This is a genomic window from Rhizorhabdus argentea (assembly GCF_037861105.1).
Classification (GTDB): domain Bacteria; phylum Pseudomonadota; class Alphaproteobacteria; order Sphingomonadales; family Sphingomonadaceae; genus Rhizorhabdus; species Rhizorhabdus argentea.
Map to the genome: position 1 here is coordinate 152,919 of NZ_JBANFK010000006.1, position 21,446 is coordinate 174,364.

The 21,446-nt window shown below is 65.5% G+C and carries 23 protein-coding genes; 11 read left to right on the plus strand and 12 right to left on the minus strand.

The genetic code is table 11. From position 1 onward, the window contains the following. The first annotated feature begins 58 nt into the window (after window positions 1–58). Together AAC645_RS07885 and AAC645_RS07890 are read left to right on the plus strand one after the other, a co-directional pair. The gene (locus tag AAC645_RS07885) at window positions 59–1,990 is read left to right on the plus strand and encodes a [protein-PII] uridylyltransferase family protein (protein WP_340315081.1); all 1,932 of its coding nucleotides are present in this window, start codon (window positions 59–61) and stop codon (window positions 1,988–1,990) included. 205 nt (window positions 1,991–2,195) lie between these two features. After that, the gene (locus tag AAC645_RS07890; RefSeq protein WP_340315082.1) at window positions 2,196–2,657 is read left to right on the plus strand and encodes a peroxiredoxin; all 462 of its coding nucleotides are present in this window, start codon (window positions 2,196–2,198) and stop codon (window positions 2,655–2,657) included. A gap of 49 nt (window positions 2,658–2,706) precedes the next feature. On the opposite strand, the gene AAC645_RS07895 is transcribed toward AAC645_RS07890, so the two are convergent. Both AAC645_RS07895 and AAC645_RS07900 read right to left on the minus strand, forming a co-directional pair. Beyond that, window positions 2,707–3,183 (minus strand): RNA pyrophosphohydrolase, encoded by a 477-nt coding sequence (locus tag AAC645_RS07895; RefSeq protein ID WP_340315083.1) that lies wholly within the window; start codon window positions 3,181–3,183, stop codon window positions 2,707–2,709. Continuing rightward, a complete protein-coding gene (locus AAC645_RS07900; protein WP_340315085.1) occupies window positions 3,180–4,130 on the minus strand; it encodes an alpha/beta hydrolase in 951 nt (316 codons plus the stop codon). The genes AAC645_RS07895 and AAC645_RS07900 overlap by 4 nt, the downstream gene beginning before the upstream one ends. Window positions 4,131–4,165: 35 nt before the next feature. Here AAC645_RS07900 and AAC645_RS07905 point away from each other — a divergent pair, with 35 nt between their 5' ends. The 5 genes from AAC645_RS07905 (at window position 4,166) to xth (ending at window position 7,938) form a co-directional block, all read left to right on the plus strand. Further along, complete coding sequence (locus AAC645_RS07905) at window positions 4,166–5,089, plus strand: histone deacetylase family protein (protein ID WP_340315086.1); 924 nt, start codon at window positions 4,166–4,168, stop codon at window positions 5,087–5,089. Next, window positions 5,089–5,955, plus strand: coding sequence for a ferritin-like domain-containing protein (locus AAC645_RS07910; protein ID WP_340315088.1), 867 nt, complete (start codon window positions 5,089–5,091; stop codon window positions 5,953–5,955). The genes AAC645_RS07905 and AAC645_RS07910 overlap by 1 nt, the downstream gene beginning before the upstream one ends. 51 nt (window positions 5,956–6,006) lie before the next feature. After that, window positions 6,007–6,687, plus strand: coding sequence for a M23 family metallopeptidase (locus AAC645_RS07915; RefSeq protein WP_340315090.1), 681 nt, complete (start codon window positions 6,007–6,009; stop codon window positions 6,685–6,687). Between the two features lie 75 nt (window positions 6,688–6,762). Then, complete coding sequence (erpA, locus tag AAC645_RS07920; RefSeq protein ID WP_340315091.1) at window positions 6,763–7,098, plus strand: iron-sulfur cluster insertion protein ErpA; 336 nt, start codon at window positions 6,763–6,765, stop codon at window positions 7,096–7,098. A 63-nt stretch (window positions 7,099–7,161) separates the two neighbouring features. Beyond that, the gene (gene xth, locus AAC645_RS07925; RefSeq protein ID WP_340315194.1) at window positions 7,162–7,938 is read left to right on the plus strand and encodes an exodeoxyribonuclease III; all 777 of its coding nucleotides are present in this window, start codon (window positions 7,162–7,164) and stop codon (window positions 7,936–7,938) included. Window positions 7,939–7,947: 9 nt separating this feature from the next. Here the strand turns inward: xth and AAC645_RS07930 are convergent, their stop codons facing one another. The 5 genes from AAC645_RS07930 to lptF all read right to left on the minus strand — a co-directional run bounded on the left by AAC645_RS07930 (window position 7,948) and on the right by lptF (window position 12,680). Beyond that, entirely contained in the window at window positions 7,948–8,241 is a 294-nt protein-coding gene (locus AAC645_RS07930) for a DUF1244 domain-containing protein (protein ID WP_340315093.1), read from the minus strand. Window positions 8,242–8,361: 120 nt separating this feature from the next. Beyond that, the gene (locus tag AAC645_RS07935) at window positions 8,362–9,510 is read right to left on the minus strand and encodes a GNAT family protein (protein ID WP_340315095.1); all 1,149 of its coding nucleotides are present in this window, start codon (window positions 9,508–9,510) and stop codon (window positions 8,362–8,364) included. After that, on the minus strand, window positions 9,510–10,217 hold the full coding sequence (locus AAC645_RS07940; RefSeq protein WP_340315195.1) for a sterol desaturase family protein: 708 nt from the start codon (window positions 10,215–10,217) through the stop codon (window positions 9,510–9,512). The genes AAC645_RS07935 and AAC645_RS07940 overlap by 1 nt, the downstream gene beginning before the upstream one ends. A 169-nt stretch (window positions 10,218–10,386) precedes the next feature. After that, window positions 10,387–11,481, minus strand: coding sequence for an LPS export ABC transporter permease LptG (gene lptG / locus AAC645_RS07945; protein WP_340315097.1), 1,095 nt, complete (start codon window positions 11,479–11,481; stop codon window positions 10,387–10,389). Then, window positions 11,478–12,680, minus strand: coding sequence for an LPS export ABC transporter permease LptF (gene lptF, locus AAC645_RS07950; RefSeq protein WP_340315099.1), 1,203 nt, complete (start codon window positions 12,678–12,680; stop codon window positions 11,478–11,480). Before lptF ends, lptG begins: the two co-directional genes overlap by 4 nt. A gap of 117 nt (window positions 12,681–12,797) precedes the next feature. Between lptF and AAC645_RS07955 the strand changes: the two genes are divergently transcribed. Genes AAC645_RS07955 through AAC645_RS07965 form a run of 3 tightly spaced genes read left to right on the plus strand, consistent with a single transcriptional unit; the run spans window position 12,798 to window position 15,217 of the window. Next, the gene (locus AAC645_RS07955) at window positions 12,798–13,316 is read left to right on the plus strand and encodes a DUF2141 domain-containing protein (protein ID WP_340315100.1); all 519 of its coding nucleotides are present in this window, start codon (window positions 12,798–12,800) and stop codon (window positions 13,314–13,316) included. Between the two features lie 3 nt (window positions 13,317–13,319). After that, window positions 13,320–14,282, plus strand: a complete 963-nt coding sequence (locus AAC645_RS07960; RefSeq protein ID WP_340315101.1) for a diacylglycerol/lipid kinase family protein — start codon at window positions 13,320–13,322, stop codon at window positions 14,280–14,282. Window positions 14,283–14,293: 11 nt separating this feature from the next. Continuing rightward, window positions 14,294–15,217 (plus strand): hypothetical protein, encoded by a 924-nt coding sequence (locus AAC645_RS07965; protein ID WP_340315102.1) that lies wholly within the window; start codon window positions 14,294–14,296, stop codon window positions 15,215–15,217. A 27-nt stretch (window positions 15,218–15,244) separates the two neighbouring features. Here the strand turns inward: AAC645_RS07965 and AAC645_RS07970 are convergent, their stop codons facing one another. The 3 genes from AAC645_RS07970 to AAC645_RS07980 form a co-directional block, all read right to left on the minus strand. Then, window positions 15,245–17,194: an ATP-binding protein gene (locus tag AAC645_RS07970; RefSeq protein ID WP_340315103.1), complete on the minus strand. Its 1,950-nt coding sequence runs from the start codon at window positions 17,192–17,194 to the stop codon at window positions 15,245–15,247. Window positions 17,195–17,295: 101 nt separating this feature from the next. Beyond that, the gene (spt, locus tag AAC645_RS07975; RefSeq protein WP_340315104.1) at window positions 17,296–18,498 is read right to left on the minus strand and encodes a serine palmitoyltransferase; all 1,203 of its coding nucleotides are present in this window, start codon (window positions 18,496–18,498) and stop codon (window positions 17,296–17,298) included. Between the two features lie 6 nt (window positions 18,499–18,504). After that, entirely contained in the window at window positions 18,505–18,747 is a 243-nt protein-coding gene (locus AAC645_RS07980) for an acyl carrier protein (RefSeq protein ID WP_340315105.1), read from the minus strand. 116 nt (window positions 18,748–18,863) lie between these two features. On the opposite strand from AAC645_RS07980, the gene AAC645_RS07985 reads away from it, so the two are divergent. Then, window positions 18,864–19,406 (plus strand): Pycsar system effector family protein, encoded by a 543-nt coding sequence (locus tag AAC645_RS07985; protein WP_340315106.1) that lies wholly within the window; start codon window positions 18,864–18,866, stop codon window positions 19,404–19,406. Window positions 19,407–19,415: 9 nt separating this feature from the next. Here the strand turns inward: AAC645_RS07985 and AAC645_RS07990 are convergent, their stop codons facing one another. Next, window positions 19,416–20,321 (minus strand): NAD-dependent epimerase/dehydratase family protein, encoded by a 906-nt coding sequence (locus AAC645_RS07990; RefSeq protein ID WP_340315107.1) that lies wholly within the window; start codon window positions 20,319–20,321, stop codon window positions 19,416–19,418. Then, the gene (gene proB, locus AAC645_RS07995) at window positions 20,318–21,439 is read right to left on the minus strand and encodes a glutamate 5-kinase (RefSeq protein WP_340315108.1); all 1,122 of its coding nucleotides are present in this window, start codon (window positions 21,437–21,439) and stop codon (window positions 20,318–20,320) included. The genes AAC645_RS07990 and proB overlap by 4 nt, the downstream gene beginning before the upstream one ends. Between the last annotated feature and the right edge of the window lie 7 nt (window positions 21,440–21,446).

Below are 21,446 nucleotides of genomic sequence, written 5' to 3' on the forward strand. Positions count from 1 at the left end.
TCATCGAAGGGCGCCCCAGCGTATCGGGGCGCCCCCTTTCCCTCGAGCCGGAAACGGCATGAGGCATGATCCCAGGCTCCAGGATGCCGCGGACGGCATCGTTCGTGCGGCCGAGCCCCAGGTGCCGGCGGCCCTGCTCCTGTCCGAGCTCGAACGGCGCTGCGTCACCCTCAAGGTCGCGTCGGGCGGCGAGCGGATAGACGCGCTGTTTACCAGGCTCGACGCGTTTGCGGCGCTGGCGGCCGATCTTACCGACTGTCTTTCGATACCGGCGTCGCTCCAGCCATCGATGCGGCGCAGCTTCGATGCGGCCTATGCCGATCTTGAAACCGCCTTCGGTGACGCCGAGGCTATCCTGGCACCGCTGTCCGATCTCCTGCTCAGTGGCAACGGATTCGACGGCGCGGTGGCGGCCGCGGCCGAACTGCTCGCCACGCTGGCTCCGATCCACGCCGATGCCGCGCGGCTCTACGACCGGCTGTCACGCGATATCCGTGCCCTGCTCTATCGCGACGTCCGCGACGCTACCGAAGTCGCTCTGATCGACGCCGGTTTCGCCGATCCGATCACTGCTGCGAGACGATTACGCGAGTGGCAGGCCGGGGTGCCGGCGGCGCTGCGCAGCGGCTCCGAGCGGCGTGCGTTCGAAGCGGTGCTGCCCATGCTGGTGACGGAGCTGGAAAGTTTCGAGGACCCTGACGGCGCCCTAGCGGCTCTCGACGAAATCGTGTCGCGGCTGCCGCCCGACATCACATTGTTCGCCCCGCTTGCAGCGCGGCCGTCGCTGATGAGGTCACTACTGTCGCTGCTCGGCCATGCGCCGGCGCTGTCGCGCCACCTGATCGCGCAGCCGGGACTAATCGGCCGGCTGATCGACAGCAGCGCCTATGCGCCACTTCCACCAGCCGCCGATCTGGATGCCGAGTTCAAGCTGCTGATCAGCGGCGGCGACCGTGCCGCAGGCCAGCTGCGCGTCGCCCAGGCGATAGGCGGCTATCGCTTCGGCCTGGGGCTGCAGCTGCTCGAGGCGACCGCCGATCCGCTCGATCTCGCCATCGCCAATTGCGAGCTCGCCGAAGCCGGCCTGCGCGCTATGGCCGACGATGTGCTGGCGCGGATGAAGGAGAATCACGGCGAGGTGCCAGGCGCCGAGCTCGTGATCCTGGCGCTGGGGCGGTTTGGCGGTCGATCGCTGACCAGCCTCTCGGATCTCGACCTGATCTATCTGTTCAGCGGCGACGCCCGCACCCATAGCAACGGGCGCAAACCCCTGGACGCCAATGAATATTTCAGCCGGGTCGCGCAACAGATCACCACCGCAATGTCGACGGTGACGACGCTGGGCCCGCTCTACGAGATCGACACCAGGCTGCGGCCATGGGGCGCGAAGGGGCTGCTCGCCTGCTCGATCGAAACCTTTGAACGCTACCATGGCGAAAATGCCTGGACATGGGAGCATATGGCGCTGACCCGCGCGCGGCCGGTCTACGGAGCGGACGCGGCGCGCAAGCAGGTCAAGCTGACCGTAGACCAGCGGCTGCGCTGCCCGCGCAACCGCGCCGCGCTGCTGCTCGACGCGATGAAGATGCGCGGCGACATCGCCCGCCACAAGCCGCCGCGCGGCCCGTTCGACGTCAAGCTGGTTCCGGGCGGACTCGTCGATCTCGAATTCGCCGTCCATGTGAATCAGCTCGACCAGCATGTCGGCATCCACCCGCGGCTGCGCACCGCGCTCCGATCGCTGGTGAGCGCGGGGCTGATGGAGACAGCCGTAATCCCGGCACACGAAGTGCTCAGCCGCATGCTCATCGTGCTGCGCCTGCTGTCGCCGCACAGCCAGGAGCCCGCGCCTGAGCAGCGCGGAGTGATCGCCCAGGCCTGCGGCTTCGAGAGCTGGGACCTGTTGACCGCCGCCTATGCCGAGGCGCGCGAAACCGTGCAGAAGGTCTGGTGCAGCGCGATATCCCAGCCGGCCGCGCGAGCCGGTTGAACTTCGGGCCCAGCCCGTCCTATAGAATCTCGTATTGGATTTGGATCACTTCGCACGTCGCCCCAGCGAAGGCTGGGGCCCATGTCTCTCACCTCCAAGCCGCCGTTTGCGGAAGCAGTCATGGACCCCAGCCTTCGCTGGGGCGACGATGTGTTGAGTGCATCCAAGTTCATATAGCTAGCCGCTACCCTCGAGAGGACGAACGATGCTGCAGCAAGGCGACAAGGCCCCGAACGTCACATTGACGCTGCCAGACGGGACCGCAACCAGCGTTGCCGACCAAGCCGGCAAGATCCTCGTCCTCTATTTCTACCCGAAGGACGACACGCCGGGCTGCACCACCGAGGCGCAGAGCTTCACCGCGCTGGTCGACGACTTCGCCGCCGCAGGCGCGACGGTCATCGGGGTCTCGAAAGACACCCCCGCGAAGCACAAGAAGTTCATCGATAAATATGGTCTGAAGGTCCAACTCGCGTCGGACAGCGACGGCAGCGTCTGCGAGGCGTTCGGCACCTGGATCGAAAAGACGCTCTACGGCCGCAACTATATGGGCATCGACCGCGCGACCTTCCTGATCGGCCCGGACGGCAGGATCGGGCGGATCTGGCGCAAGGTGAAGGTCAAGGGGCATGCCGAGGAGGTGTTGGCGGCGGTGGATGGGATGTGAGGCAAGACCGCCCATGAAGGCGGATCAAGGGCGCTCCAGGCTTCCCACCTTACCGCGGCAGAAACTCCGCAAAAGCCTCCACCACCTGCGCGTATAGGTCGCGCTTGAACGGCACGATCAGGTCGACCAGCTCGCGCGCATCGGCCCATTTCCAGGCGCGGAACTCGGGTTCGGGGGTGTTGATGTTCACATCCGCGTCGGTGCCGAGGAAGCGTGCTACGAACCAGTACTGGCTCTGGCCGCGATATTTTCCGCCCCAGATCCTGCCCTGCAGCTCAGGCGGAAGATCGTAGAACAGCACATCGGGCGCCCGGCCCAATATTTCGACGAGATGCGGCGGGATGCCGGTCTCCTCCTCCAACTCGCGCAGCGCGCCGGCCTGGGGATCTTCGCCGGGATCGAGGCCGCCCTGCGGCATCTGCCACGCCTCGAGCTGGCTGTCGATGCGTTGGGCGACGAACACCTTGTCCTCGCTGTTGAGCAGCATCACCGCCGCGGCGGGGCGGTAAGGCAGAGTCTTCTTCATGGCCGATATTCCTCGATCATCATCCGGAATGCGGCGAGGCAGCCGCGCAGATCCTCCTGCGACGACGGGATCGCCCGCCGCAGCGTCAGCCAGCCATGGATATTCCCCTTGGCTTCGCGATAGGCCACCGGCACCCCGGCCTCGATGCACGCCATCGCATAGGCGCGGCCCTGATCGAGCAGCGGGTCGAGCGTCGAGGTGACGACCAGCGCCGGCGGCATGCCGCGCTGATCGCCGAGGCGGGGCGATGCGCGCCAGTGGTGGAAATCCGGATTATAATGCTCGTTGAACCAGCGCAGCGTATCCAGGCTGAGCATATAGCCTTCGCCCAGCCGCTCGGTCGACGGATAGCGCCTGCGCAGATCGACCGCCGGGTAGAGCGGCCAGATCGCGATCACCGGCAAGGCCGCCGGATGATTGCGCAGCGCCATGGCGGTGACGATGCTCAGCGTTCCGCCCGCGCTGTCACCGGCCAGCGCGAGCGAGTTGATACGGCGGCCAAACAACATACCCTGCTCCGCCACCCAGCGGGTCGCGGCTTCGCAGTCATCGGGCGCTGCCGGCCAGCCATGCTCGGGCGCCAGCCGATAATCGATGGAGAGGAGCGGCAGATCGAGGCCGATCGCGATATCGGCGCAGGCCGCGTCGTAGAGATCGAGATCGCCGAGCACGAAGCCGCCGCCATGGAAGAAGACCACCAGTGGCCCGTCCGCGCGCCGTTCGCGCGCGTCATAGAAGCGCGCCGCAATCGAGCGACCGTCGGCAACCGAGATGTAGAGATCCTCCCGCGTCGCGATCGGCGGGGCCTCCAGCTCGCCGATCTGACGCAGCTTCGCCGACATCCGGCGCGCCGTCGCCACGTCCACTTCATGTGTCTTTGGACCATCCCGGCCGTTGAGATCGTCGAGGAAGGCGCGGACATCGGGGCGGACAAATTCCTGGGTCATGGCCTTCCATCGGTAAAAGGCGTTACGCTGGCAAGATGCTGCAGCTCGTCCATCATCCTTATTATGTCTCGCCGGCGGCGCCGGGCAGCGGCTTCAGCTTCGACAAATACGGGCTCGTGATGATCGCGATGGCCGAGACGAAGCTGCCGCACCAGCTACACCAGGCGGAGCCGATGCCGCGCTACTGGATCGAGGCGGTGCATGATCCAGCCTATGTCGCGGAGGTCGCGTCTTCTCAGGTTCCGCCCGAAAAGACCCGCCGCATCGGTTTTCCCGTTACCGAACGGGTGACGCGCCGCGCCTTCCTGGCCCCCGGCGGGACCTGGCTGGCAGCGAAGCTGGCGCTCGACCATGGCTATGCGGCGAACAGCGCAGGCGGCAGCCACCATGCGCTTGCGGATACCGGCGCCGGCTATTGCATCTTCAACGATCTGGCGATCGCGGCGAACCGGCTGATCGCCGAAGGCGATGCCGCACGGGTGATGATCGTCGATCTCGACGTTCACCAGGGCGACGGCACGGCCGTCCTCCTGGCGGGACGCGAGGACGTGTTCACCCTTTCCATTCATGCGGAACGGAATTTCCCCGCCCGCAAGGCGCGGTCCACTTTCGACCTGGGCCTGCCCGACGCAACCGGCGACGAAGCCTATCTCGCCGCGCTCGCCGAACATCTGCCGCCCGCGATCGACGGCTTCCGACCCGATCTGATCCTGTACCAGGCAGGTGTCGACCCGCATCGCGACGACAAGCTAGGCCGTCTTGCACTGAGCGACGACGGCCTGTGGGCGCGCGATCGTTTCGTAATGCGGCAGGCGCGGATGCGCGGCATCCCGCTCGCCAGCGCGCTGGGCGGTGGCTACGGCGACGACCGCCTCGAAGTGGCGCGGCGGCATGTTCGCTCGATTCTTGCGCTCCACGAAGCGCATCGAGAATATACCGGCGCCGAGGCGGGCTCCTAATGTCTGATCGCTTGACGATGGATGTCTCCGCCGCGTGCCGTGCGGTGCTCGATGAGCCTGATCCGTTGGCGAAGGTGAAGGCCGCGCGCCGCGCCGCGCGCTGGTGGCGGCTCGGCCAGCTCGACTGGGCTTTTGCGACGCCGATGCCCGACAGACCCGCCAGGACCGACCGACCGCCACTGCTGCCGCCGTCGCGCATGCCGAGGCGCGGGCGGGCCGGATCGGAGCGGGGGCGGATCGCGATGCTGCACGCGATCGCCCATATCGAATATGTCGCGATCGACCTTGCCTTCGACCTTATCGGCCGCTTCGGCGCCGCCTTCCCCCGCGCCTTCGTCGATCGCTGGATGAAGGTCGGCGCCGAGGAGGCCATGCATTTCGCGCTGCTCGAACGACGGCTGAATGCGTGCAGTGCACGCTATGGTGACCTGCCCGCGCATGACGGGCTGTGGGAGGCCGCGCAGCAGACCGCCGCTGACCCGCTCGCGCGGCTGGCGGTGGTGCCGATGGTGCTGGAAGCGCGCGGACTCGACGTAACTCCTTCATTGATAAGCCGATTCGAGGATGCGGGAGATTGCCGTTCGGCGCAGGTTTTGCGCCGCATCGCCAAGGACGAAGTGGCGCATGTTGCAGCCGGCGTCGAATGGTTCGGCTTTTTGTGCAGCGCGATGCGAATCGATTGCGTGCAGAGTTGGCAATCGCAGGTGCGCTTGCATTTTCGGGGAAGCATTAAGCCGCCATTCAACGACTCAGCGCGCCATGAGGCCGGGCTAACGAAAGAAATGATGGCCGGGGTTGCCGGACCCTGTGATCTTTTCCACACCCCCCCTGTCGCAGAAGGGGGGGCAAATCCCGACCGCGACTAACAGGGCCCGGCCGGGTGTTTCGGTCGGGATCGTTCCGGTCGCGGGGGAATAATGCACTTCCTGAGCAATTTCATACGGGCCGGTCTGCGCCTTGTCTCCAACTGCCTCGGATCGACGCGCACGAAAGGCATCGCCGCAGCCCTGCTGTTGACGTCCTCGGTAACGCCCGGCCTGGCGCAGACCGGGGAAGCTTCACCAAACGCCCAGTCGGCTGCCCAGTTCCAGGCGCTGTTCCAGTCGTGGAAGAAGCTCGATGCGATGGACAACGGCGTCATCTCGATCCCGTCGATCCAGCCGATCGCCAACTACACCTTCACCAGCGCCTTCGGTGTGCGCTCCGATCCGTTTCGCGGCTACGCCGCGATGCATGCCGGCGTCGATCTCGCCTCGCCGACCGGGACACCGATCTACGCGACGGCCGACGGCATCGTCGACCGCGCCGAGTGGTTCGGCGGCTATGGCAACATGGTCGAGATCGATCATGGCAAGGGCATCGCTACCCGCTACGGCCATATGTCGCGCATTTCCGCCCATCCGGGGGAGCGCGTCAAGCGCGGCGAACTGATCGGCTATGTCGGCTCGACCGGCCGCTCGACCGGCAGCCATCTCCATTATGAGGTCCGGATCGATGGCCACGCCGTCAACCCGATCCCATTCCTTCAGTCCGCCAACTATCTGATGGCGGCGAGCCAGCAGGGCTCCGACGTCGCGCTCGGTGGCCCGGAAGACTGAGCCGACCCGCATAAAAGGACTGCGGAGGCCCGCCAACGATTGTCGGCGGGCCTCCGAGCGCCTATCTTCACCGTCATGACCGCCATTGCAGAAATCGACCTGACCCCATCCGCCGCTGCGCGCGTCGCCGCAATCGCGAAGAAGACAGGCAAGCCGGCGATCCTCCGGCTTGCGATAGACGGCGGCGGCTGCGCCGGCTTCCAGTACAAGTTCGAACTGGCCGAAGCGCCTGCCGAGGATGACGTGGTCACGATCCGCGACGGCGTTTCGCTGGTGGTCGATCCGATGAGCCTCGACCTCGTCCGCGGCGGCGCCGTCGATTATGTCGAGTCCCTCGGCGGCGCGGCCTTCCAGGTGACGAACCCGAACGCCGCCTCGGGCTGCGGCTGCGGCTCGAGCTTCTCGATATAGCCTATATATCGAGGGGAACTTGAGCGGGTGACGCCGCTCTCGCTGCGCGCTATCTCCTCGCGCATGAAAATCGCGACGTTCAACATCAACGGGATCAAGGCCCGTCTTCCCCGTCTGATCGAGTGGCTCGAGCAGAAGGCACCCGATGTCGCCTGCCTGCAGGAGATCAAGACCTCGGACGAGACATTCCCGATCGCCGAGATCGAAGCTGCTGGATATGGCGCCATCTGGCACGGCCAGAAGGGGTTCAACGGCGTCGCTATCTTGGCCAGGGGAAGCCAGCCGATAGAACGGCGCAAGGGGCTACCCGACGATCCAGATCCCAGTCATAGTCGCTATATCGAAGCGGATGTCGATGGTGTGGTCGTCGGATCGATCTACCTGCCCAACGGCAATCCGCTGCCGGGCCCGAAGTTCGACTATAAGCTCGCCTGGTTCGACCGGCTGATCGACCATGCCGCCGAGCTGTGGAAAAGCGAGGCCCCGGTCGTGCTGTGCGGCGACTATAACGTCATCCCCACGCCATCGACCGACGACGTCTTTTCAGAGCGGGCGATGGCAAGCGACGCACTCACCCAGCCGGAAAGCCGCTCCGCGTTTCGCCGGCTGTGCAACGCCGGATGGACCGATGCGGTTCGCACGGTCCATCCGCACGGCCCGGTCTATACCTTCTGGGACTATCAGGCGGGCGCGTGGCAGCGCGACGCGGGATTCCGCATCGACCACCTGATGTTGAGCCCCTCCGCCGCCGACCGGCTGACCGGCGCCGGCGTCGACAAGGATACCCGCGCCATGGAAAAGGCGAGCGACCATGCGCCGACCTGGATCACGCTGCGGTAGGACGCGCACTCAGGCGCGGTTCTTCGCCACGCTTGCATCCATGCGCGCGAGCTGCTCAGCCGTCGCCGCCGGCTGCCTCGCCTTCCACTGCGAATAGGGCATGCCATAGACCGCCTCGCGCGCCGCCTCCTTATCGAGCGCGCCGCCAGCCGCCTCGCCGACCCAGTCCGACAGGCAATTGCGGCAAAAGCCGGCGAGCCCCATCAAGTCGACATTCTGCGCGTCGTCGCGATGCTGGAGGTGGCGGACCAGCCGCCGGAACGCGGTCGCGGCGACCGCATCGTCGATATCGTCGATCGTCAATGTCTCTCTCCCTAGCGGTGGCGCCAGGCCAGCAGCGACACACCGAACAGTATGAGCAGCCGGCCCGTAGCGCGATTGAACATCCTCTGCCATCTCGGCCGGCGCCTAGGCGCACGAGCCTCACAAAGCTTTCGAATATATCCGGTAGGTCTTGTTGACGCTGCCCTCGACCGTCTCGGCGATCGAGCGCATCCCCTGGTTGTTCTCGAGAATCCAGCCGATCTCGGCGCGGGTCGCACCATAATTGGCCACCGAGTCACGGCGGATATACTCGATCATCATGAAGGCGAGCTGGCTGGCGAGGCGGGTCGCCTGGAGCTTTTTCACGACGCCCATCAGCGGTACGCGCATCGTGCTCACCTGCGGTTTGCGTAGCCGCCACAGCAGCTTGGCCCAGCCGAACGGAAACAGCCGCCCGTCGAGGTCGGCAGTCAGTTCATTGAGGTCGGGCAGGGTCAGCATGAAGGCGACGGGCTCGCCGTCGACCTCGGCGACCCGAATCAGGTCCTCGAAGACGATCGGCTTGAGCTTGCGGCCGGTATAGGCGATCTCGCTGGGAGTGATCGGCACGAACCCCCAATTGTCCGACCATGCATCGTTGAGGATCGACAAGATCAGCGCCGCTTCCTCGTCAAAGCGGCTCTTGTCCACCGTGCGGATGCGGATTCGCGAATTCCGCTCGCCGGAACTGACGATGCGCTGCACGAGCGGTGGGAAAGGCTCCGCGATGTTAACCGCATAGCAGAGCAGATCCTTGATGCCGGCATAGCCGAGCGGCTCGATCCAGCCCTGATAGGCGGCGTTGTGGTGGCCCATCATCACCGTCGGCGGATGATCGTGCCCCTGGACGAGCAGGCCCGGCTCTTCCCAGATCGAACAACTGATCGGCGCCATCACGCTCGTCATGCCCTTGCCCTTGAGCCATGCCTCGGCCTGGGCGATCAGCGCTGTGGCGATCTCCTGGTCCGCGGCTTCGAGCAGGCCCCAATTGCCGATGTCGGGGCCGCCGCCCTGCTCGGCCGGCATCGACAGCCAGAGATGATCGATATGCGCCGAGATGCGCCCCAGCGGCTTGCCATCGCGCTCGGCAATGAACAGCTGCTGCTCGGCATGCTCGTAAAAGGGGTTCTTGCCCGGGGTGATGAGTTCCATCGCCTCGGATCGCAGCGGCGGAATCCAGTTCGGATCGCCGGCGTTGAGCCGGTAGGCGAGGTCGATGAAGAGCTTCCGATCCGCCTTACCGGTGACCGGACGGACCGCGATGGCCATCAGTGCTTGATACGCTGGCTCGGGTGGCCGGTGGCGACGCCCCCCGACAGGCGGGCAACGTGCGGATAGCGCTCGGCCACCTCGGGCGTGTAGCCGAGGTTGAACACCGTCTCGCTCTTCTTGTCCTTTTCGATCCGCTCGTAATAGGTGCCGAACAGCCTGTCCCAGAAATAATTGGTGATGCCGAAATTGCCACGCTCGTCATGGAAATGATGGGCCATGTGGCGCGCCTTCATCTCGGCGAGCGTCCTGTTTTTCGGCTTGTAGGCCAGATGCTGGATGCAGTGGCAGAACTCATAGAAGCAGGTGGTCAGCAGCCCCGTCGCGAAGCCGGCCAGCGCCCCGCCGGTGCCGCCGATCGCATAGCCGATCGGTGCAGTCGCTAGTGCAATCGTAGGCAAGGTCGTGTGGAGCGCGCCAAACAGGATTTCGAGTCGGTTCGGATCCTGATGATGGTCGTAATGGATTCGCTTCCAGGTCGCGGCCAGCAGCGGCACCTTGAACATCCACCGGCTGTGCAGCACCCAGCGGTGAAGGCAATACCACACCAGCGGGTAGACCATCACCGCGATGCCGATCGACGCCAGCGTCGGCAGCAGCGGCGCCGGGTGCCGGACATACAAGCCAATGGCGACAGCAGCGCAGGCGAGATAGCCCATGATCGCCGGATATTGGAAATAGGCGACGACCAGCTCGCGCAAGGTCATGCGGTCGAGATGGTGTTCCTTGGCCCAGAAAGAGGGCTTGATGGCGGTCAGCTTCACTCGGAACCTCGAAATCAGTCGATAGCCCCTGTCAGGGACCCATATGGGGCTGCGCTCTGGCTTGGCAATGCGGCGCTTTTGCGACGGCGGCAAGGCCAAGCTTTGAAAGCTGCTATTCCTCGGTGCGGATCAGCACCGCCTCGCCGATCAAAAGGAACAGCAGGAAGGGCGCCCAGGCAGCCAGTACAGGCGGGTACGCGCCGAGATTGCCCATCGCCAGAGCGAAATTATCGGCGACGAAATAGGCGAAGCCAAGCGCCATGCCGAGGACGGCGCGGATGAACAGATGTCCGGTGCGGGCGAGACCGAAGGCGGCGACCGCGGCGAGGAGCGGCATCAGCACGGCCGAGAAAGGTCCCGACAGCTTGTGCCACAGCCCTGCTTCGAGCGGACCCGTCGGCCGCCCCGCGGCGTCGAGGTCATGGATTGCCGAGCGAAGCTGCAGGATCGACCGCGCTGCAGGATCGACGCTGGCGAGGGTGAAACGATCGGGTGTCACCCCGCGCCCGAACTCGAAGGCCGGCAGCACCGTGGTCACCCCCCGCGAGACATCGAAGCGCGACGCGTTGGCGAGTTGCCAGGCGCCGCCGGCCTGCACAGCCCGTGCGCCCTTGACGATCGAGATGAGACGGCCGCCGTCTCGATCGTAGATGGTGACGGTATCGAGCTTTGTCTGCGCCTGCCGCCCACGCGCCGACACCGCATGGATCAGGTCGTCGCCATCGCGGACCCAGACGTTCGCGACGATGCCACGATCCCTGGGAATGGGGCCGTAGCCCGCATCCTGCCAGGCGCTGAGAGTCGCGGTTGAGCGCGCTACCACCCGCTCGTTGAAGACCAGGGAAACCAGCGCGACACCGATGCTGGCGACGACCAGCGGCGCCAGGATCTGGTGCGCCGAAATCCCGGCCGCCTTCATCGAGATGATCTCGCTGTTCTGGTTCAGCGTGACGAACGTGATCAACGTCGCGAGCAGCGCCGCAAAGGGCAGGAAGCGGGCGATGATCTGCGGCGTCCGCAAGGTCGCATAGACCCATAGTTCATGATCGCCGTTGCCCGGATAAGCGAGGATGTCGCCCGATTCGCCGAGCAGATCGAGCGCCATCAGCACGATCACCAGCGCCGCGAGGACAGCGACGAAACGGACCAGGAACATCCGCGCCATATAGAAGGTGATCGTTCGCGACGCGAAGAAGGAGATGTTCACGCTGCCCGCCTCCGGCCGAGCTTGATCCAGCGGATCACCGCCTTCGCTACCTTGTCGGCCGCACGTTCGAGCGCGCCGATCGGCTGGCCGCCCGGCACATGCGCGATCGTCCGGTACATCCACCAGACCAGCGCGGCGAAGCAGAGGAAAGGTATCCAGAGCGCCAGGATGGGTTCGATCCGGCCCAGCGCCGCCACGGAGGCGGCATATTCGTTGATCTTGTGCTGGGTGACGATCATCACGATCGACAGGAATACTCCGAGTGCGGACGAGGAGCGCTTGGGCGGGATTGCCAACGCCAGGGCGAGCATCGGCAGCAGCAGCATCGTTGCCACCTCTACCAGGCGGAAGTGGAACTCGGCTCTGAACTGGGCGCGCAGCTTCTCCGGCGTGCTCTCCTTGTGCGCGATCACCGCAAGTTCCGGCATCGTCATTTCGAGATCGCGGCCGCCACGCTGGCGAAACGCCTCCATCTTCGGCAGGTCGATCGGGAGATCATGGCCGACGAACTGCAGAACGCGCGGCTCCTTGAAAGTCGGCGCATCGTGGACGAGCACACCCTTCTGCAACCGCAGGATGATCGTGTCCGGATCGTCGGTCGCCATGAACTGACCATGCTCTGCGGTGACCGCCAGGCTCTTGCCGTCGTTGGTTTCGGTCATGACGAAGATGCCGGACAGCTCCCGTCCACCGTCGCGGCTGGTTTCGACGCGAATCGTCATCCGTTTGCCTAGCCGGGTGAACTCGCCCACCTTTATCGAGGCGCCGAGCGCGCCCGAGCGCAACTCGAAGCGAAGCCCCTCATAGGCATAACGCGAATAAGGCTGGATAAAACCGACGATGGCGAGATTGAGGAGCGCCAGCGCGATCGCGTAATAATAGGGTACGCGCAGCAACCGGCCGTAGCTCATGCCGACCGCCCGGAACACGTCGAGTTCGGATGACAGTGCCAATTTGCGGAAGGCCAGCAGGCAGCCGAGCATCAGGCCGATGGGAATACCCAGCGACATATATTCGGGGATGAGATTGGCCAGCATCCGCCACACGACGCTGACCGGCCCTCCTTCCGAGACGACGAAGTCGAACAGGCGGAGCATCTTGTCGAGGGTCAGCAGCATTGCCGCGATCACCAGTGTCGCGAACAGCGGGGTTGCGATCAGTCGTGCGAGGTAGCGGTCGGTAAGCGTGTCAAATCTCAACTTTTGGACGCCCCGTGACCATGTTCTGGCCGCAATCGCAGCCCAGTTTCCGACTCATGGGACAGCGTACCGGCCCTGCGTCTTCGCAGGGCTATAGCTTCCAGGAGTAGAGAGGTCATGTCGAAACTTGTGGCAGGGATGGCTGGATTGATGCTTGCGGCGGCGTCTCCCGCCGGGGCGCGCGCAGCCGTGCTTGGCCCGGACACGGCGGCGTGCGACGGCAATGGCCCGGCGATGCTCGTTCATGTCGAAGGCTTGAAAAAGCGTAGCGGCACGATCCGCGTGCAATCCTATGGCGGCAATCCCAGCCATTATTTCGACAAGGGCAGCTATTTGCGGCGCATCGATGTGGCCGTACCCGCCACCGGGCCGATCGATATCTGCGTGTCCGTACCGGGCAACGGCAACTATGCCGTTTCGGTTCGCCACGACATCGACAATTCGGGGAAGACCGGCGCCGCCGATGGCGGCGGCATGTCGGGCAATCCGCGGCTGTCGCTGTTCGACGTGATGTTCAAGCGCAGGCCCGACCCGCGCCAGGTGCAGGTGTCCGTGCATGGCGTCGCGCATGTTCCGGTGGTCATGAATTATGTCCAGGGCGGCTCGTTCGGCCCGGTCGCGATGGCGGCGCGCTGATCGATGGCCAGCGTCGCGCTCCTTTCCAATCCGCGCTCGACCGGCAATCTGTCGATGCTGCCGCGGATGCGGAGCTTTTGCGCATCCCACAGCGACGTCTTCCATTATGAGGTCGAGTCGATCGAGCAGATCGGTGAAGCGCTGCGCACGATCGCCCGGGTGAACCCCAAGGTGCTGGTGATCAACGGCGGCGATGGTACCGTCCAGGCAGCGCTCACCGAACTGTATCTCGGCGACCATTTCGATGGCTCGCCACCGCCGGTCGCGGTGCTGCCGAATGGCAAGACCAACCTGATCGCGCTCGACCTCGGATCCGCCGGCGATCCTATCGCGGCGCTCAACCGCGTGATCGAGATCGCCCGCACCGGCATCGAGGAGCATGTGGTTGTGCGCGAGCTGATCGCGCTCTCCGACGGCGTCGCTGGCACGCGCCCGGTGCTGGGGATGTTCCTCGGCGGCGCGGGGCTCGCCGACACGATCCTCTATTGCCGCAACAAGATCTATCCGCTGGGCCTGCCCAACGGGATCAGCCACGTCCTCACCGCTATTGCGGTGCTCGTGACGCTGATCCTCGGTATCCGCACCGCCTTCCTGCCGCCCGCCGCGACGCCCCTCAAGGTGTCGATGATGCGGCACGGGCAGCTTCACGGGCGCTTCTCGCTGCTGATCGTGACGACGCTGCACAAGCTGCTGCTGGGCAGCAGCGTTCCAGGCACGGGGTCGCTGCAGATGATGGTGGTCGAACAACGCCCCCTGCCGCTGCTGCGGGCGATCTTCGCCGGCATGTTCGGGCGGGTCGGCCGCGATCAGATGGACGGCGTTCATTTCGAGCGTGGCGACGAGATCCGGATCGAGGGCGACCGTTCGAGCGTGATCCTCGACGGCGAGATCTTCCAGGCCGATGCTGGCAAGCCGATCATCCTTAAGACCACTCCGCCGGTTCCGTTCCTGCGCCTCGCCGCCTGAGCGAGCCTCGCATGACTATCGAGCAGTTGGTCGCGGCCGAGCTGGGGGCGCCGGTCGATGCGCGCGTCACGGCGATGGCCGAGGCCATTGCGGCGCGCCACAGCCACGCCGCGCGGGCCGTGCTGTTCTACGGATCCTGCCTGCGCGAGGCCAATCTCGACGGGCTGATGCTCGATTTCTATCTGATCGTCGATGATTATGCGCGGGCGTTCGGCAAAGGCTGGCTCGCCTTCGCCAACCGGCTGCTGCCGCCGAATGTCTTTCCGTTCGAGCATGACGGGCTGATCGCAAAATACGCCGTGCTCAGCGAAAGCGATTTTGCGCGTCTTGCGTCGTCGAAAACCCGCAACGTGTCGGTCTGGGCACGCTTTGCGCAGCCATCGCGGCTGATATGGGCCGCCGACGATGCGGCGCGGAGGAGCAGCATCGCTGCCGTCGCAGGCGCGGCGCCGGCGCTGCTTGGAGCAGCGCGGCCGATGCTGCCCGACAGACTCTCGGTCGAAGCGCTGTGGGAGGGGGCGTTCGCGTTGACCTATGGCGCCGAACTGCGCGCCGAGCGGACCGGGCGCGCGGCATCGGTGGTAAGCGCCGATCTCGAGCGTTTCCGCCGCTTCACCGCACCGGCACTCGACGCAGCAGGGATCGAGGCGGAGATCAAGGATGATGTCGTGCGATTTCGCGGTCCGCTCAGTGCCGCGGACCGCCGCGCCGGCGCGGCCGCCTGGCAGCGGCGCCGGCGCGAGGGGAAGGCGCTGACCATCGCCCGGCTCGCCAAGGCCAGCACCACCTATGCCGGCGGGATCGATTATCTGGCGTGGAAGATCAATCGCCACGCCGGCGCCGCGATCATGATCAAGCCCTGGCAGCGCCGCTGGCCGATCCTGGGCGCGATCAGCCTGCTGCCGCGTTTGCTGATCAAAGGTGCGGTGCGCTGATCGGCCCGGCCGGATGAAGCTGGCGGATCAAGCCGCCTGATATGTCGGCCGTTCGTCCTGGCGACTCATCGCCTGACTTATGGCATTGCCGAGCGCTGCGATGGTGAAGGGCTTGCGCAACACCTCGTGGCCGGCAAAGTCGTCGCTTTGGCCGGCCTCCCCCACATAACCGGTCACGAACAGCACGGCGATGTGCGGGTAATCGCGGCCGATCGCTGCCACCAGTTCGGGACCGGTCATGCCCGGCATCATCACATCGGTCAGCACCATGTCGAATCGCGCATCCTCGGCCAGTATCTCGAGCGCTTCGTCGCCCGAACCGCAGGCGCGCACCTTGTGGCCCAGCTCCACCAGACCATGGCGCGTCGATGCCTGGACGCGCGGATCATCCTCGACCAGCAGAATCGACAGCGGCCCCGACCTCGGCTTGGCCGTGGCCGAACTGTCCGTCACTGACCGGTCGATCGCTGCGCCGGTGTAGCGCGGCAGATAGAGCATGATCGTCGTGCCCACGCCGACAGTTGATTCGACACGAACATCGCCCTGCGATTGCCGCACGAAGCCAAATATCTGACTGAGGCCGAGGCCGGTCCCCTTGCCGACCGGCTTCGTCGTGAAAAAGGGCTCGAACGCCCGCGCGACGACCTCCGGCGACATCCCGCAGCCGGTGTCGCGGACACTGATGCGGACATATTCGCCGGCGGCGATCCCGCTCCGGTCGCCGGCGCCGATCGGCACGTCCGCTACGTCGATGTCGAGCCGACCCGCTCCGTCCATCGCATCACGGGCGTTCACCGCCAGGTTGAGGATGGCGTTTTCGAGTTGATGTGCATCGGCCCAGATCGGCCAGTTCGCCTCGGACGCATCGACATTGACGCTGATCCGGTCCCCCAGCGTGCGATCGAGCAGGACGTTCATCCCCGCCACCAGCTTCGACGGCAGCACCGCGCCGGGCAGCAGAGGCTCGGCCCGCGCGAAGGACAGCAGGCGGCGAGTCAGCGCAGATGCCCGATCGGCGCCTTCCATCGCCCCATCGATATGGATCATGACATCGGGCGAGCGCTGCGCCAGCTTGCGCCGCGCGAGATCGAGCCCGCCGACCACCACGGCCAGCATATTGTTGAAATCATGCGCGATGCCGCCGGTCAGCTGGCCGACCGCTTCCATCTTCTGGGCTTGGGCGAGCTGCGCCTCGGCGCGAGCGCGGGTCTCCGTCTCGGCGCGAAGCTTGTCGTTGGCGCTGAGCAATTCCTGGGTCCGCTCGGCGACTGCAGCTTCGAGCATGGCGGCGCGGTCCCCCTCTGCCTCGGCGAGTTCGTTCGCATAGGCGCGCTGCGCTGCCGCCGCCGCCGCAAGCCAGCCGAGCAGGATAGCAAGCGCGACCAGCGCAAGCCCGAGTACCGACAAAAGGGTGGAGAAGCTGTTTGCCCGCTCGGCCGAGAAGAAGGTCGCCTCGGACCTCTGCCCCAGCCGGGCACGCTCATTAGCCGCGATCCGGTCGAGCGTATCGGAAATCGCGCGCACGTTGGACGACTCACCGGCGCGGTTGAACATGCCGATCGCGTACCAGCCCTTGCCGACATTGGCGAAGGCCGCCGCCGCCGCCAATTCCTTCGCGCGCGCCTCGGACAGCCGGTTGAGCCGGCGCACCAGCGGAGTCTGGTCTGCCTGTCCTTCGGTGAGCCTTTCCAGCTGGCGTAGCTGGCTGCCCGCGCGCCGCCACTCGTCATAGTAGATCGTGCCGGTGCGGCGGTCGCCGCTCACCACATAGCGGCCCAGCGATGCTTCCGCGCGCGCAAGTGAAGCGTCGAGCGACCGAGTCAGCACCATGATGTCATAGCTGCGCTGCTCGCGAACCAGCGCCTGATCGCGGGCCGCATTGGAACGCGCAACCATCGTCACCACGGCAACAAGCAGGCCCAGCGCCGCCAGCGCCAATATCGCCGCAGCGACCACTCGCCCGGTGGCCGGTGACAATCCCCGCCTCAAGGCCTCCGGAGAGAACGTCGCCATAAGTCCGTTGTACCGCAGCCGAACCGACGGGCAAAGCCGTCTATGTGCCGAATGCGATAGATTGCTCAGGCGATCACTCCGGTCGCCCGGCCGGCCCGCTCGAACATGCCGAGAATCTCGTCGACCTGGGCATCGCTATGCTCGGCGCATAGCGAGCAGCGCAGCAGGAACATGCCGGCCGGGGTGGCCGGTGGACGCGCGGTGTTCACATAGAGCCCCGCTTCGAGCAGCCCCTGCCATAGCCCGACCGCCTGAGCCATGTCGTCCAGAATCACCGCGATGATCGCCGACTGGGCGGTTTCGGTGCCGAGCTTGTACCCCATGTCGCGCAGGCCCTGGTGCAGCCGCCGCGAATTCTTCCAAAGGTGCGCGCGCTTGTCCTGCGCATGCATCAGCTTGCGGATCGAAGCAGCCGCTGTCGCGACCACGGACGGCGGCAGCGAGGCGGTGAACACATAGGGCCGGCAGACGAGGCGCAGCACTTCGAACTTCGGATGATTGGACACGCAGAAGCCGCCGACGGTGCCGACCGATTTCGAGAAGGTTCCAACGACGAAATCGATGTCGTCGGAGACGCCAGCTTCCTCGAACACGCCGCGGCCATGTTCGCCGAAAAAGCCCATACCGTGCGCTTCGTCGCACAGGATCATCGCGCCATGCTTCTTGGAAACCGCGACCATCTCCTTGAGCGGAGCGATGTCGCCCATCATCGAATAGACGCCTTCGAGCACCACGAGCTTGCCGGCCTCGGGCGGAAGCCGGCCGAGCCGCTTGTCGAGATCCTCGACCGAATTATGGCGGAAGCGAACCACTTCGGCCTTGCCCAGGGCGCAGCCGTCATAGATCGACGCATGGCTGTCGGCATCGAGGATGATGTAGTCGCCCTTGCCTGCGAGCGTCGAGATCATGCCGAGATTGGCCTGGTAGCCGGTCGAAAACACGATCGCGTGCTCGGTCCCGTAGAATTCCTTGAGCGCTTCCTCGCACTCCTTGTGGGTCTGGTAGGTGCCGTTCAGGACGCGGCTGCCCGTGGTTCCCGATCCGAAGGCGTCGAGCGCGGCCTTGCCGGCCGCGATCACGTCGGCATCGAAGGTCATGCCCATATAGTTGTAGGTGCCGAGCAGGATCGTACGCTTGCCGTTGATCATCGCCTCGGTGGGCGACAGCACCTTGTCCATCACGATGCCGTAGGGATCGCGCACGCCGGTATCGAGCAGCGCCTCGCGCTCCGCGATCAGCGGATCGAATTTCGAAAAAAGATCGCTCACCGCTGCTCAGCCCTGTAATTTGGCGACGGCGTCGACAAGCTGGCCGACTGTCTCGATCTCGGCCTGCATGTTCATCGTGATGGTGATGTCGAACTCGTCCTCGACCGCAGCGACGAAGTCCATCACCGTGAGGCTGTCCCATTCCAGATCGCTGGCGAAGCTGGTGCCGTCGGCAAGGTCGACGCCCTTCTTGTTGAAAGGCTCGATCTGTTCGGCCACGCGGGTGAAGATATCGTCTCTATCGCTCATGATGCGTCCTTAAAGTCGTTGTGCCGCGCATGACAAGCGATTGCGGCGGCTTCACGGCAGCGGCTTGGCGGCGATCCGATAGCATGTCATGAATATGACAGGGAAAAGGGGATGCCATGCCAGCAGACGAGACGAGAGCACCGCCGCGGGGCCAGTTCGCACCCGATGCCGTCCATCTCCTGCGTACCGCCCAGCAAATCCAGTACCAGCTCAGCCAGATGGCCGACCAGAAGGCCAGTCTGCTGATGGGTGCTACCTTCGTGATCTTCACCATCACGGTCGGCCAGATCAAATCCGGCGGCGGCGCGCCGACCGCACTGCTGATCCTCGGCGCGACAGCCTTCCTCTCGGCATTGCTCGCGGTGATGGCGGTGTTGCCCTCGACCAGCGTTCCCCCGCAGGCGCATGGCCCATCGAACATGCTGTTCTTCGGATCTTTCACCCAGATGCCCGAGGAGGATTTCGTCCAGCTCGTGCTCAACACGGTCACCGACAGCGACGCCGTTTATGCGGCCTTCGCGCATGACATCTACCAGAATGGCCGAGTGCTCGCGCGCAAGAAGTACCGGCTGATCGGCTATGCCTATAAGGTGATGGTGGTGGGGCTGGTGCTCAGTTTCATCAGCTTCGTGCTGCACTTCGCTGCCGGCATCGGCTGAGGGTCGACGTCAAAGCCAGCCCGCCGCCCGATACCAGTCCGCGGTCGCCTTGAGCCCTTGCTCGGGTCCGACCGCCGGCTCCCACACCGCTGCGGGTGGCCGCTTCTGCGCGACCCAGTCGGGATGACAGAAATAGCGCACCCGATCGGGCGTCAGCTTGGCGCGATCACCCAGCCGCAGCCGCTCGGCGGTTGCGGCAAGACGCAGCACGAAGCGCGGCACAGCTACCGAAACGACCCGAGATCGGCCAACGGCGCGGCCGAGCAGCGCTCCGAACTCGCGATGGCTATAGCCCTCGATCCGGCCGTCGTCCGGCTCATAGATCTGCCTGATCGCCTCGCTACGCTGGAGCAAGTCGACCAGCAGCCTGGCGAGATCGCCGGCCTCAATCAGCGACAGCCGTCCCGCCGGCGGCAGCGGCACCACGCCTTTGCGCTTGGCGATGCGGAACAGCTCGAGCATTTCGCGATCGCCGGCGCCATAGATGGCCGGCGGCCGCACGATCGTCCAGTCGAGCGGCGACTGGAGCAGGAGCGCTTCCGAGGCCGCCTTCGACCAGCCATAATCGGAAAGATCGGGCTCGCGCGCCGACAGCGACGATATATGGATGAAGCGCTTGATCCCGGCCGCCTCCGTCGCAGTCAACAGCGAGGCGGTGCCGGTGACATTGGCGGCAATGAAACCCGCGAGCGCGGGCGCGTTGATCGCGCCGGCGATGTGGATCACCGCATCGGCGCCATCGACCAGTGCGGCGAGGCTCTGATAATCGTCGAGCGTTCCCGGCACCCAATCGACATTCGGGCGAGGCAGCTGCGCGCTACGGGCCAGCGCCTTTATCCTATGGCCTTGGGCCGCGGCCTCACGCAGCACATGTCCACCGAGGAAGCCCGTCCCGCCGGTGATCGCCAGAATCACAGCACCACCATATGGTCGCGGTGGACCAATGCCGAGCGCGGCACATAACCAAGGATCGCCTCGAGCGTATCGCTGCGCCGCCCGACGATCCTGGCGGCGTCGGCGGCATCATATTCGACGAGGCCCCGCGCCACCGCATGGCCATCGGGGCCGACGATATCGACGACATCGCCGCGCGCAAACCGTCCATCGACCGAGATCGCCCCGGCGGCTAGCAGGCTGCGGCCCTCGGTCAATGCCCTGGCGGCGCCGGCATCGATCACCACCCTCCCCTTTGCAGTGAGCCGCCCCGCCAGCCACGCCTTCCGCGCGTTGCCGGCCTTTTCGCCGACGAACACGGTGCCATGGCCATCGGCGTCGAACGCCGCGAGGGGATGCTCGCGCTTGCCCGAAATGATCGCGAGATGGGTTCCCGAACGCTGGGCGATCCGCGCCGCCTCCAGCTTCGAGATCATGCCGCCGGATCCCATGCCCGACGCCGATCCGCCATCGGCCATCGCCTTGATGCGGGCGTCGATGCGGCGGACCTCGGGCACCAGCCGCGCGGCCGGATCGCGCTGGGGATTGGCGGTATAGAGCCCATCGATGTCCGAGAGGAGAATAACCCCCTGCGCATCCGCCGCCTGACCGATTCGAGCGGCGAGCCGATCATTGTCGCCGAAACGAATCTCCTCGGTGGCGACCGAATCATTCTCGTTGATGACCGGCACGACACCGAGGCTCAGCAGCCGGTCGAGCGTCGAGGCGGCGTTGAGGTAGCGACGGCGATCCTCGAGATCGTCGAGCGTCACCAGCATCTGTGCGGCCACAAGGCGCTGCTGGTGGAGGAGTTCGGCCCAGCAATGCGACAAGGCGATCTGCCCCGTCGCAGCAGCAGCCTGCGCATCTTCCAGACTGGCGCGCCCGCCCTTTGCAAGTCCCAGCCGCCGCGCGCCGAGCGCGATCGCACCCGACGAAACGACGGCGATCTTCTGGCCCGCCTGGTGCCGCGCGGCGATGTCGGCGACGACGCCGGCAAGCCAGTCCCGCCGCACCCGACCCTCGGGATCGACGAGCAGCGCCGAGCCGATCTTTACGATCAGGCGCGGGCAATTGGCCGGACTGAAGCGGACGGACATGCGGCTA